Origin of the sequence: Niallia taxi (genome assembly GCF_032818155.1) — a bacterium.
GTDB classification, from domain to species: Bacteria; Bacillota; Bacilli; order Bacillales; family Cytobacillaceae; genus Niallia; species Niallia taxi_A.
In genome coordinates this window covers 3,558,756-3,571,719 of record NZ_CP102589.1, presented here as the reverse complement: position 1 = coordinate 3,571,719, position 12,964 = coordinate 3,558,756, and the positions used below count along the sequence as shown (strand labels likewise).

The following is a 12,964-nucleotide window of genomic DNA, read 5'->3' as shown; positions in this document are numbered from 1 at the left end:
AGCGAGTGGGTGTAGCGCAATGAAACGAACTAACTTTAACTCAACATTCTATTTAGACACAACCTTCATTTTTCAAATTTAGTTGTAATTCTATTATTCGTGTTTAGAAGCTTATCTTTTGTTTTGTCCCAGCCTCTTTTTTAGATTATTAATATCGCTACAAATGTAGTAACAGCTAAGCCGACGACAACAGGAATAAGGTTTCGTCTGGCAAGCTCAAAGGGGTCAACATTACAAATGGCTGCTGCGGGGATTAGTGCCCAAGGTACTAGTGTACCGCCCCCAACCCAAATCGCTGCAATCTGTCCAAGAGCAGTCAAAGTACTTATCCCTGTGCCAATCGCATGTGCGAATAGGCCGGCGATGGAGCCAGCAAGTGAAATTCCTGAAAAGCCAGAGCCGTCCAAGCCTGTGATAACACCGACTGCTGTTAAGGTGATGGCGCCTACTTCTTTTGTGAGTGGAACAGTTGAGGCTAGTGCGACACCAAGGTCATTGACGAGTCCGTGTGAAGCCTTTGGAAGATAATCGCCAACGATGGTGGTGAATCCAGAATCACCAAGATAGAAAAATGCTGCAATAGGGATAACTGGACCAAACACTTTAAAGCCAAACTGGAAACCATCAATTAAGTAGCTTGTGGTTTTTTCGAGGCCTTTGTTCTTATAGCTGACAAGTGTGATAAGGATAAGGATAAAAATGGAGGTTCCGCCAACTAGTGCTGTTGCATCCCCGCCTTGAAGGTTCAATAGATACATTGCTACAACATCTAGCACAAAGAGTATGGGAATTAGAATTGCGAAAAAGCGCTTTTGATTTTTACTCAGTAAATGATTTTCCTTTTTCGGAAGGATGGAGGTGTCGGTGCTCGTTAGACCTGTTGTGTGTGTGAGCTTACCGCTTTTTATATCTCTTTTAATTAAATAAAAGGCTGTTAGTGTGGTGACAACCCCCATAACAATTACAAGTGGTATGCTGGCCTGCATAACAGATTCAACGGAAATCCCTGCTGCATCTGCTGTCAGTTTCGGTGCTGCTTGAATAACATAGTCGCCGGAAAGGGCAATGCCGTGACCGAAAAGGTTCATTGCCATTGCCACTGGTATAGCCAGCAAAGGAGACTTTTATTTAAGTTTGAAGTGTTTGATAAGTATGGAGGGAGTTTTTCCTGGAGCCCTTTTATAGTCGGCAGGCACATCAATTGTTATCGTTTCAAATAAGTCATTTATAAAGCTTTTCTTTTCAAAATCACTTGCAGACAACCATATGCCAGATAGATTAGTTAATAGAGCTAGAATTAATTCATCATCTAATGGTATATTTTCCTCTACTATGCTGTTAAGCTCTTCTGAAAGTAATGCTTCATTTTTAGTATCTTCCTGCGTCATTTCTAAGTACTCTTCTTGGGAAATGACCTGATTTCCTAATGACTTGAGCCATGTTTTTTTACGCGTTTTTATGGCGGTCAATTCTCTTTTAAGCCAATCTATATGAGAAGTATCAGGTTGTTTTATTGAATGAGCTTTTAGCTTTTCTTGTGAATATTGCATAAAGCGTTCTGGATTATCAGCAGACAGACTGTTAAAGAACTCAGTAGTTAGAGTGCTTTCTGTAAACATAGGGAGGTCGCAAGTCCCATGGTTTTTTTTGGCGATGCAGATGTAATGCTTGCTTCCACGTGCTTTCTTTGTGTAGCCAGAAAGGGCACTGCCACATCTTGCACAACGCAAAACACCTGAGAAATGGAAGGGGGAAGTGGCTTTTTTTCCTGCAACGGTTCTTTGTTGTCTGTTCCTTTGTGCGAGTTTGAAGGTTTCCTCATCAATGATAGCCGGATGCTTAATGTCTTCTGAAACAATTACCTCTAATTTAGAATTATTTCCCCATCTTAGCTTACCTATATAAACGGGATTTTCTAGCATACTAGCAAGTGTTCGGGCATCCTTTTTAAGGCCAAATTGCTGAAGGTATAAGGCAATTGTACGCAAGCCTTTGCCATTATTATAAAGTCTGAATATGTCTGTTACAAAGTTTGCCTCTTCCTTGTTAATAGTAAGCTCTCCATTTTTATATTCATATCCAAAAGGTGGTTTTCCACCGTTACGTTCACCTAACAAAGCCTTTTTTGTCATGTTCACGACGACTCGTTCTGAAATTGTCTCTCGTTCCCATTGTGCTATTGCAGCAACTAATGTAATTAAAAAGCGGCCGATGGCTGTAGTGGTGTCAAATGGCTCTGTTACAGACCTTATGGCAATATTTTTGTCATCAAAAAGCTTAAGAAGATCATCTAAATCTCTTACAGATCTTACAAGACGATCAAGCTTATAAAAGACAACTACTTCAAATTTATGCTCTTTTGCATCCGCAATTAAGCGCAGAATGGCTGGGCGATTCAGTGTTTTTGCGCTAACGCCTTCCTCCACATATATATCGTATATTTCCCATCCTTGTGACTTAGTGAAATTAATACAATGCTCTTTTTGGGATGAAATACTATAGCCTTCTCGAAATTGTTCATCCTTCGATACACGGGTATATAATGCTGCCTTCAATAATATCATTCCTCCCTTACACAGTTTCGTACAGTTAAAGCTAATATATGATAGAACTTAATACGTTATGGCTATGTATTTAGGTGGAATGATTCGGATCGTACGTTCTGTTTTATTGTAAAAAATAAAATTCCATTTGAATGGAATCTGCTTTTAATAATAAAAAAGGCACCTGGACGCTAATTATTCCAAGGTGCTTTATTTTTGTTCAGCATTTCTTTCCTTTGCAAGCTTTACAATCATCTTAAAGTGTTCTTCGACGATTTTTATATCTTGGGGAGAAAGGAATTTCCATTGTTCGATATCAAAGAATCCCATTTGCTCCATACCATATTGCTTTATTAATTTATCTATTTCATTTAAAGAATGATAATTATTGTTCTCTGCTGTTAAACCTTTTATATTATCGGATCTGCCATGAAGATAATCGGTAGATACCTCATAGTAGTCAGCTAATTTAGTTAGTGTTTCAGAGTCAGGCTCTCTATTACCCGATTCATAACCAGAAAGAGTATTATTTTTCACTCCAATTTGTTCAGCAACAAACTTTTGGGATAAACCACTTTTTTCTCTTAGCAAACGTAGTCGTTTCCCCATTATCTCACCCATGAGCATCCCGCCTTTTTATTAATATTAGACTATATTTGTAAAAACGTAGTGAAAATTCACAAAAAGAGAAATATAATATTTGTGTTCGCGTAATGAGAACATGTAGAATGGTTATTGAGTTTGCAATATGCGAATAAAAGATAGCGATTGAACAGGAAAGCTGGTCAAAAAGCCAGACAAATAACAATTAATAATTTTTATTAATGGGGCAATAACAATCGGAAATTACAATTCTAGTTTTTCAGTCCTTTTTATTGGTGTACATAAGTTGCTTTTTTTGTTTTAGTTCGCGAAACGAGAAATATCATTAATGTATGACAGCTTTTATTACTTTTTCCAAAAAGTAACGAACTTATTTATTAAGATTACTTCCAAAACATAACAGACAGACTGTCGCTCATAAAATGTTTGAGGAGGCGATCTTATGATAAAAATTCCTGCAGATAAATTAGCCGCAGCAGTTAATAAACATCTGTTACCAGGCGTCATTCGAAGTCTTTCAAAAGAACAAGCAAAGAAGAAGGATGATGGCCGAAAAAGTACGTAATCGGAGGCCATTTATGCGTAACGAAAAATTGTGCTTAAACGAAGGGTGTAATAATAAACCAGATCATTATGGGTATTTTTGCAGCATTGAATGTGAATTAGAATATACAGACCTATTGAACAAAATAAATAGTAATAAGTCAGATGACAGTGTGGAGAAATAACCAGTCCTTTTTTACAGCCAAGCGATAAATATTATCACTGCTGCATGTGCGGAGGTAGGCACTTATTGAAACAGGTATTTTTATATGAAATTGAGAGAGTGAATAAGATAATGGAGACAAAAAGGAAGGATTGTTTATCTATTAATAAACAGCTCGAAAATAATCCGAGTGACCCTCTCCTAAAGGAATGATTAGCTGAGTTAACACAAGAATTAAAGAATTTAGGTCTATTCAGAACGAGCTTTGGCATATGTACAAAAAAATTAACCCTAATTGAAAGAAAACGAGTTTTTAAAGGAAAGAGATTACTCTCGATACATAAGAATACAAGGAAAGCACTCTTAATGAACTGCAGCCCAATTGTTAGACAGTGTCTAACAATTGGGCTGCAGTTTTTTATGGTTTAGAGTTTCAAATAATAAATGATTATGATTAACAAACTTGTGGTATTTAAATAGTTAAGCAGCTAAAATATAATATATATAAATATATAGGGAGTAGTAAATGGAGAATTTTGAATTTAGTAAAAATTTGAAGGTTTATAAAAACTTTGATGAAGCAGCTTCTAATATCCTTAAAATAATGGCTAAATTTATAGATGTTAATACACTTTTTATTGCAAAAAATGATAAAAATACAAATGAAATTGTGAAAGTATTAAATAAAGAGGATGTTTTGTTGGAGGAAGGGGAAACGACACCATTTAATGACACTTTTTGCAAGTTAAGTGTAGATCACGGGCAAAAAATTCTCGTCATTTCAGATATAACCCAGAGTGATTTAACGAAGTCGTTAGAGGTAACAAAAAATTTGGGGACCGGCTGTTTTATTGGTATTCCTATTTATTCTGGCGATGGTGAAAATTACGGAACACTTTGTGGATTAGATACTAAAAATATTCAGTTTAATCACAGTCATATTGATTTATTTGAGACGATGGCATCGTTGTTATCGTATGTGCTTGATTTAGATAATGCTAATAAGCAGATTCAACAATTATCTGCACCGTTTGTACCTCTGACAAAAGGTGTTGCAATTCTTCCTATTATTGGCTTAATAAGGGAAGAAACAGCAGAGAACATTATTTTACTAGCGCTATCGAAAAGTCAGCAGCTTTCATTGGAATATTTAATTATCGATTTATCAGGTATTAGTAAGATTAATAATCTTGTAAGCAGCTATTTATTAAAAATAGTCGATCTGTTAGGGCTAATTGGTGTAAAGCCAATTTTAACTGGAATGAGCCCTGAAATTGCTTTAAAGGCCATGAAATCAAATATAGATTTTCAAAACATTGCTATTGAAGCGAATCTCGAGCGAGCTTTAAAAAATATAGGTTTTTCATTGGAAAAAATAGCGGGAAATTAACTTTTATTGCTTTAAGTATAAGGCTTTCTAAATAGAAAGGCTTTTTTTTGATTAAAAATAATTGATTTATGGATTCCTTTGTAGGTCATTGCCACTGCAATAGCAGGAAGGCCGACCCTGACTGCTACTGGCAAAAGGACCGCGCCAATCAATGCAACTGCTGGTGATGGCCAGAAGAAAAAGGAAATGATCATCATTAATAAACCAATGACCCAATATGCTAAACTTGGGGACCTAATCCATTTTGCAAAAGGGGATATCATGACATCATTAATCCCGGTTTTTGTTAGAATTTTACTCATAGCAACAATGATGGAGATGACTACAATCGTTGGCAGCAATTCTGTTATTGCATAAATAAAACTATTGAATATGGTGCTGATAGAACCGCTCAATGATCCTGTGGCTGTAAGTGCCAACAAAAAAATCCCGACAATACATACGATGGTAGTGTCTCTTCTCATAATCATAAAGCCTATAATAAAGAGGATGAACAAAACGTATATCCAATGGAGTGCTGTTAGCTCTATACCCATTGCAGAAGACTCCCTTCTAATCCGACATAAAGCTTAGGCAAATGTCTAAGACCGGATTTATTACAGATTATGAAGAAGGATAGGATTGGGTGATAAGTGTGCCATAATCTTTTTTATAGGAAGGAATTGGAATTAAACAGAAGGGGACTTAAAACTTAGTTGGAGAATAAGTATATTAATAATGGAAGTTTCATTGGAATAGTCTTTTGGTGAATATTAAATATAAGGTCGTATTGGGAAATCCTAAGTGGTATCCTTGAACCTATTGTCAATATTTTACGGATTTTTGTTAATTTCTGTGTCATTTCCTTGGAAATAAAACATCTTTTTGTCGTTTTATCCCCCTTTCAGCTTATACCTTTGAAGTAGCGGTTGCTGGGATTTAAATAGTTTATTAAAAAATTCCGTTAAAATAAAAAAAGGAGCAAGCTGCTCCTTTTTAAGAAATAGTAAGCTCAAGCAAATATGCTTTACCATTAAACATAGCATGCTGGAATATTCCGCCATTAGTTGGATCTCCTGTTATAGGAGAATCTAGTGTACTGTTTTTTTGTTTCCAAATAATAAAGTCTTTTCTTTCAGTCCATACTGACAAAATGATATAAGTATCTCCTTTTAATGGACGGATAAATCGATATGCGCTTATTTGTGAGTCTATTTGTTCTAATGAACGCTTTATATTTTGTTCGAACAAAGGCTTGTGTTCATCTGTGACGGGAATATGATTCATAACGGCATATTTTTTGTCGGTGAAATCACCTTTGTCAATAACCGTTTCATATTTTCTTGGAGCAGCAAAAATGGAAGGTCCTGAAGTTTCATGTAACAACACGGCGTTTTCGTCTCCGTAAACTTGCATGGCAATCAAGGATTGCTGATCAATTTGTTGTGCATATTTCTTAACTAAAAAATCATATGTTCCGCTTGCTAAATAGATATTCATAGCAACCTCCTAAAAAACGTTAAGTGTTATGCGTTTTCATTTTTAAGGATACTATAGATGCAAGTTATAAGGAAATAAAAAGAAGTGACTGCTTGCTTTTTGCAAGCAGCCTTTTTAATAATTACTGATAAAGCTGGTTACTCTGTCCTGCAATAGGATTTTGATTCATCAGATGGGCTTGCATTTGCGGATTTGTTTCTGGTACAAGCAAATACATCGACCCCATTTTTTGAACAGCCATTTCATCTGCTGGCTCTAATACATAATAGCCTTTTTTAACCATATATTGCCACATGTCATATGCATGAGAACAGCTCATCATGAATGCAGTTTGGCAAAAAGAGCGGATTTCTGGATTAGCCATCTCCATCGCATTCCAGGCGTATTCCCTGCCGGCACGCTTTAATGTCAGTAAGTAGGCAGTAGCCATTTCCCTGTCATTCATATTTTCAACAACTGTTCTTGGCTGAACAGGAGGTGCTTGAGGTGCGACCATTTCTGTGAATTGATTGAGCTTTGCTTCTTCTTTAAGTAATGGAAGCTCAGTTGTTGCACCTTCTCTTTTGTTCAAAAATTCAACCTTCATATTATAATCTCTTATGTGTAGAGGGAAGTGTCTTTGCAGAATGGATTTGAACTCTGGGTCTTGGACATGATGAATCATATATCCCATGTTGGTGATGCTATTGACACAGCTTAATGTCAATTCATTCAGTGCATTTGCTTCATGTGCTGCAATTCTCATTTTTTAGGTCCCCTTTATAGCGTTAAAATTGTATTGATGCAATAATACTTTTTTATAATGGCTAACTGATAAGGATATATACACAGCGATTTTCTTTCTTGTTTGTTATAGTTAGAAAATGGGAATAAAAAAAGAGTTAAATTAGTCTATTTTGTGACAAATCAGTAGGTTTTGTATACAACGATAGTGAAAAAGTTATATATTTAGTTTATACACCCAATGAACTGTTATTTAAAAAGGAAATACGGAGTGTCTGTTATAAGGGCATTCTTTTTTATTGCATTTTTATTTATAAATATTATAATTTAATAATGATTATAGTTAATTTGTTTTTGAATTTATGATTTATATATTACAATGGAAACATAAGCAATAGAAAGGTGGACATATTAAGAATGAGTAAGGAAATGAAAGATACATTTATTAAGGCGGCAAAAGGAGAAAAAACTGATTTTGTTCCTGTCTGGTATATGCGTCAAGCTGGACGTTCTCAACCAGAATACAGAGCGATAAAAGAAAAGTATTCTCTTTTTGAAATTACCCATCAACCAGAACTTTGTGCATACGTAACAAAGCTGCCTGTAGATCAATACAATGTTGACGCAGCAGTACTATACAAGGATATTATGACACCACTTCCTGCAATTGGGGTTGATGTTGAAATTAAGTCAGGCATTGGTCCTGTCATTGATAATCCAATTAAAACATTGGAGGATGTTTCGAAGCTTGGTGTGTTAAATCCTGAACAAGATATTGCCTATGTACTTGATACGATTAAGTTATTAACCGAAGAGCAGCTGGATGTGCCGTTGATTGGATTTTCAGGAGCGCCATTTACACTTGCCAGCTATATGATTGAAGGAGGCCCTTCAAAAAACTATCATAAAACAAAAGCATTTATGTATTCACAGCCTGAGGCATGGTCTTTATTGATGGACAAGCTGGGAAGCATGGTTATTACATATGCGAAATCCCAAATAAATGCAGGTGCAAGCGCGATTCAAATTTTTGATTCATGGGTCGGTGCATTGAATGTGGACGATTACCGACACTTCATTAAGCCTGTAATGAATAAGATTTTTACAGAATTGAAAAAAGAAAACACGCCGCTTATTATGCATGGGGTCGGAGCAAGCCATCTTGCTCTTGAGTGGAATGACCTGCCGTTAGATGTAGTTGGTCTCGATTGGAGACTATCCATTAAGGAAGCAAGAGAAAAAGGGATTACGAAAGCAATACAAGGCAATCTAGATCCTGCGATACTTTTGGCACCATGGAATGTAATTGAGGCTAGAGCGAAGGAAATATTGGACCAGGGCATCAAACAAGACGGATTCATTTTCAATCTTGGCCATGGCGTATTCCCAGAGGTAGATCCTGCTGTTCTGAAAAGATTAACAAGCTTTATCCATGAATATTCTGCTGAAGCAATAAATAATAGACGATAATATTATATAGAAAAGAGTGAAGAGGAATGACTAGAAAAAAGATGGGGCTATTGGTTATGGCCTACGGAACTCCATATAAAGAAGAGGATATTGAAAGGTACTACACACATATTAGACATGGCAGAAGACCAACAGATGAAATGCTGGAGGATTTGCGAAGCCGTTATGAAGCTATCGGAGGGATTTCTCCTCTTGCAAAAATTACGCAACAGCAAGCAGAAAGTCTTGAAGCACACTTAAATTCTATTCAAGAGGATATTGAATTTAAAATGTATATTGGTTTAAAGCATATTGAGCCATTTGTTGAGGATGCAGTTAAAAGTATGCATGCTGACGGAATTACAGAGGCGGTCAGCATTGTGTTGGCACCGCATTTCTCCACATTCAGCATTAAATCATACAACGGCAGAGCGAAACAAGCTGCAGAAGAGCTTGGCGGTTTAACCATTCATAGTATTGAAAGCTGGTATAATGAGCCGAAATTTATTGCGTATTGGTCTAAAAAGGTGCAAGAAGCTTTCCGCAATATGCCAGAAGAAGAGAGAAACAACTCAGCTTTAATCGTTTCAGCACACAGCTTGCCAGAAAAAATCCTTCAATATGGCGATCCATATCCGGATCAATTGAAAGAAACAGCTGACTTAATTGCAAATGCCGCAGGTGTATCTAATTACTACATCGGCTGGCAAAGTGCTGGTAACACGCCAGATCCATGGCTTGGACCAGATGTTCAGGACCTGACAAGAGAGCTTCATGAAAAGCATGGATATAAAGCATTCGTCTATACTCCTGTCGGTTTCGTGGCAGACCATCTAGAGGTACTTTTTGACAATGACTATGAATGTCTTGTTGTCACTAAAGAGGTTGGTGCAGCTTACTACAGACCAGAAATGCCGAACGCGCAGCCTGAATTTATTGATGCACTGGCAACAGTGGTATTGGACAGCTTGTCCGTTCATTCTAAATAAGTTAGTTTTTGGAGCAGCTGCGTTTGATAAAAACGTTGGCTGCTTTCTATTGCACTAGTTTTGTGCATATGTTATATTCATATTTGAACTTTATGACCAAATTCCTCATTTGGTCATTTTTGATTAGCTGGAAGATGAAATACTAATAATCTGCTTATTTTAAAAGCCTATGATAAGAGGTGAAGAGTGTTGGCTGTGGATCGGAAGAAGCTTATTTTGGAGGCTGCGGCAAAATCCTTTTCCATGTTTGGTTACAAAGCGACGACGATGGATCAGGTAGCTAAGATAGCAAATGTTGGGAAGGGAACAATATATACGTTCTTTAAGAATAAGGAGCAGCTTTTTGATGAGATTATAACAGGGCTCATTATGGAGATGAAGATAGAGGCAGATGCCTCCTTTGATCCTAATTCAACCTTTATGGACAATGTGCACCGCACCATTATGAGGATGCTAGAATACAGAAAAGAGCATCAGCTTACAATAAAGCTGTTTGAAGAGCAAAAGGAAATGGGAACATTGGAAGTGAAGGAAGTTATAAACCGACTGGAGAATGCTATACTCAATTATATGAAGGGGCATGTGCAGGAAGCAATGAATAAAGGAGAAATAAAGCAATGTGATCCTGAATTGACTTCATTTATTATCTTTAAGCTGTATATTTCATTGATTTTTGATTGGGAGAAGAATCATACTCCTCTTCAAGCAGAGGAAATAGCCTTAACGGTTGAAAGATCCTTATTAGAGGGATTGTCTATAAGATAGTCCTCTTTTTTAGGAATAAAAATGACCATATGAACAAAATGGTCAGTAAAACGGAGTGGATATTATGAAACAAAATTTATTGAAAGCAGAGCTTGCGTCCATATTTAAAAATAGGATGAAGCTCATTTCCATCCTGGCAATCATATTTATCCCGATATTATATGCAGGAATTTACCTTTGGGCGTTTTGGGACCCATATGGACACTTGGAAAAGCTGCCTGTTGCTGTCGTGAATGAGGACAGTGGTGCAGAAATGAATGGTGAAAAGTTGGAAGTCGGCAAAGACTTAGTCGACAATCTGAAAGAGAGCAAGGAGTTTGACTTCCAATTTGTAGATAAGAAGGCAGGCTACAGGGATTTAGAAAATCAAAAATATTATATGCTGATTGAGATTCCAAAGGATTTCTCCGAAAACGCGACAACCTTGCTTGATGACAATCCAAAAAAATTGGATTTAAAATATGTTTCTAATCCTGGGTTTAACTTTATCTCTTCTCAAATTGGCAATTCTGCCGTTGAAAAAATTAAAGAGGGTGTAGGTAAGGAAGTAACAGAAACATATGCGAAGTCTGTGTTTGAAAATATAAGTGAAATGGCATTAGGACTTGAAGATGCAAGTACTGGGGCAAAGGATCTTAGTGATGGAACAGACAAGGTTAATAAAGGCTCACAAGAAGTTTACAAAAACTTGAAAACACTTGCTGGTAAATCAATTGAATTTACAGATGGAGTGAATGCTGCTAATTCTGGTGCGAAAGAGGTACTAACAGGTGCAGAAAGTCTTTCAAGCGGATTAGGGCAGCTCCAAGATGGTCAGAAGGATCTTTCCAGTGCTGCATCACAGCTGAAAGAGGGAGATTCATCCATATTAGCTGGCATCACCTCTGCAAAAGAAGGGGCGGAAAAGCTTGAGGGCAGCATCCCTGCATTGATAAACGGAACAGATAAATTACAAGCTGGTTCTGCTACACTGACATCAGGGCTTCAAGAATGGAGCAGCAATTCCAAAGCCTTGGCTGATGGAGCATCACAGCTGAATGCGGGTGTTAAGCAAGTTCAAGAAACAGTTAATTCCATCCTTCCTATGCTTGAAGGACTGCCTGAAGATAAGAAGCAGGAATTAGAGGCAGCACTTCAAAGTCTGGTGGATGGCAGTGGCAATATTGCTACAAACACACAGGCACTGCAACAGGGGGCAGATCAATTGGCTCAAGGTGGCCAAAGCTTATCTGCTGGCTTAACAGATTTAAGTGCAGGCTCTAAGCAACTTCAAACAGGAGCTCAACAGCTTGCAGATGGCAGTGCTAAATTGGAGGCAGGCTCTAAGAAGCAGGTTGCAGGGCAAGAGCAGTTTATTGCAGGTATGAGTAAATATGAAACAGAATTTGCTAAAGCTGCAAGTGGTTCAAACGAGCTTGTAACAGGGATGAATTCACTGTTATCAGGTATGAATCAATTGTCCACAGGTTCAGCAGCATTATCAGACGGAACAAGTAAGCTGGAAGCTGGATCGAAGGATCTTGCTGATGGAACGTCATCATTATCAGATGGCAGCAAGGAACTGTCAGAAAAGCTTGCAGATGGTGCTAATGATGCCAGCTCCATCCATTCTGATGACAAAACGTATGATATGATGGCAGCACCAATTACTGTTTCAGATGAGAAAGTATCAGAAGTGCCGAACTATGGAACTGGCTTAGCGCCTTATTTCATTTCTTTAGGACTGTTTGTCGGTGCATTAATGCTCTCTATTGTATTCTCTTTTAATGAACCAGAAGGAGTGCCGAAAAACGGTCTGCGCTGGTTTTTGAGTAAATCAGTTATTCTCGCAGGAGTCGGAATTCTACAGGCATTAGTTGCATCATTTGTACTGATTGTTGTGTTGGGTATGGAAGTGCAAAGCATTCCATTGTTTATTCTGTTTACAATCATTGCGAGTCTCGTATTCTTTTCGATCATTCAGTTCTTTGTTACAATTCTTGGGAATCCCGGCCGTTTTATCGTTGTTATTCTGTTGATATTCCAGTTGACAACAAGTGGCGGAACATTCCCATTGGAGTTAATCCCTGATTTCATGCAGCATGTTCATGCGCTCCTGCCAATGTCTTATTCTGTTGCAGGGTTGAGATCTGTCATTTCAACGGGAGACTTTACGTTTATGTGGCATAATGCAGGGATTCTAGCATTGTATCCAATCTTCTTTATTACAGGAACAATTATCTATTTCACATTTGCTTATAGACGCCAGTTTACAGAAGCGGCGGCAGAATAAAGGGTATGGTCGGGTGAAAAGCCCGACCATACCCTTTGAAATATA

The 12,964-nt window shown here is 37.4% G+C and carries 11 protein-coding genes and 2 pseudogenes; 7 read left to right on the top strand and 6 right to left on the bottom strand.

All coding sequences use genetic code 11. The features are described from left to right. Positions 1-140: 140 nt before the first annotated feature. The 3 genes and pseudogenes from NQZ71_RS17795 to NQZ71_RS17785 form a co-directional block, all read right to left on the bottom strand. Positions 141-1,115, bottom strand: a pseudogene (locus NQZ71_RS17795) (hypothetical protein); the annotation flags it as partial. Between the two features lie 9 nt (positions 1,116-1,124). Continuing rightward, positions 1,125-2,555, bottom strand: a complete 1,431-nt coding sequence (locus tag NQZ71_RS17790; protein ID WP_317011075.1) for a recombinase family protein — start codon at positions 2,553-2,555, stop codon at positions 1,125-1,127. Positions 2,556-2,753: 198 nt separating this feature from the next. Further along, the gene (locus NQZ71_RS17785; RefSeq protein ID WP_144451960.1) at positions 2,754-3,164 is read right to left on the bottom strand and encodes a helix-turn-helix domain-containing protein; all 411 of its coding nucleotides are present in this window, start codon (positions 3,162-3,164) and stop codon (positions 2,754-2,756) included. A 424-nt stretch (positions 3,165-3,588) separates the two neighbouring features. Here NQZ71_RS17785 and NQZ71_RS17780 point away from each other — a divergent pair, with 424 nt between their 5' ends. From NQZ71_RS17780 to NQZ71_RS17770, 3 genes are all read left to right on the top strand, one after another. Then, positions 3,589-3,711 (top strand): hypothetical protein, encoded by a 123-nt coding sequence (locus NQZ71_RS17780; RefSeq protein ID WP_260053550.1) that lies wholly within the window; start codon positions 3,589-3,591, stop codon positions 3,709-3,711. Positions 3,712-3,724: 13 nt separating this feature from the next. Further along, complete coding sequence (locus tag NQZ71_RS17775) at positions 3,725-3,874, top strand: hypothetical protein (protein ID WP_186303873.1); 150 nt, start codon at positions 3,725-3,727, stop codon at positions 3,872-3,874. 504 nt (positions 3,875-4,378) lie between these two features. After that, positions 4,379-5,242 (top strand): GAF domain-containing protein, encoded by an 864-nt coding sequence (locus tag NQZ71_RS17770; protein ID WP_275004314.1) that lies wholly within the window; start codon positions 4,379-4,381, stop codon positions 5,240-5,242. An 86-nt stretch (positions 5,243-5,328) separates the two neighbouring features. Here NQZ71_RS17770 and NQZ71_RS17765 read toward each other — a convergent pair. The 3 genes and pseudogenes from NQZ71_RS17765 to NQZ71_RS17755 all read right to left on the bottom strand — a co-directional run. Continuing rightward, positions 5,329-5,778 (bottom strand): annotated as a pseudogene (locus NQZ71_RS17765) (hypothetical protein); the annotation flags it as partial. 439 nt (positions 5,779-6,217) lie between these two features. Further along, a complete protein-coding gene (locus NQZ71_RS17760) occupies positions 6,218-6,721 on the bottom strand; it encodes an antibiotic biosynthesis monooxygenase family protein (protein ID WP_144451962.1) in 504 nt (167 codons plus the stop codon). A gap of 121 nt (positions 6,722-6,842) precedes the next feature. Continuing rightward, positions 6,843-7,466, bottom strand: coding sequence for a spore coat protein (locus NQZ71_RS17755; protein WP_317011074.1), 624 nt, complete (start codon positions 7,464-7,466; stop codon positions 6,843-6,845). A 395-nt stretch (positions 7,467-7,861) separates the two neighbouring features. Here NQZ71_RS17755 and hemE point away from each other — a divergent pair, with 395 nt between their 5' ends. From hemE to NQZ71_RS17735, 4 genes are all read left to right on the top strand, one after another. After that, complete coding sequence (gene hemE / locus NQZ71_RS17750) at positions 7,862-8,914, top strand: uroporphyrinogen decarboxylase (protein WP_275004318.1); 1,053 nt, start codon at positions 7,862-7,864, stop codon at positions 8,912-8,914. Positions 8,915-8,940: 26 nt separating this feature from the next. After that, positions 8,941-9,882: a ferrochelatase gene (gene hemH, locus NQZ71_RS17745; protein WP_144451965.1), complete on the top strand. Its 942-nt coding sequence runs from the start codon at positions 8,941-8,943 to the stop codon at positions 9,880-9,882. A gap of 189 nt (positions 9,883-10,071) precedes the next feature. Further along, positions 10,072-10,647: a TetR/AcrR family transcriptional regulator gene (locus NQZ71_RS17740; RefSeq protein WP_260053552.1), complete on the top strand. Its 576-nt coding sequence runs from the start codon at positions 10,072-10,074 to the stop codon at positions 10,645-10,647. A 64-nt stretch (positions 10,648-10,711) separates the two neighbouring features. Further along, a complete protein-coding gene (locus tag NQZ71_RS17735) occupies positions 10,712-12,919 on the top strand; it encodes a YhgE/Pip family protein (protein WP_317011073.1) in 2,208 nt (735 codons plus the stop codon). Positions 12,920-12,964: the final 45 nt, after the last annotated feature.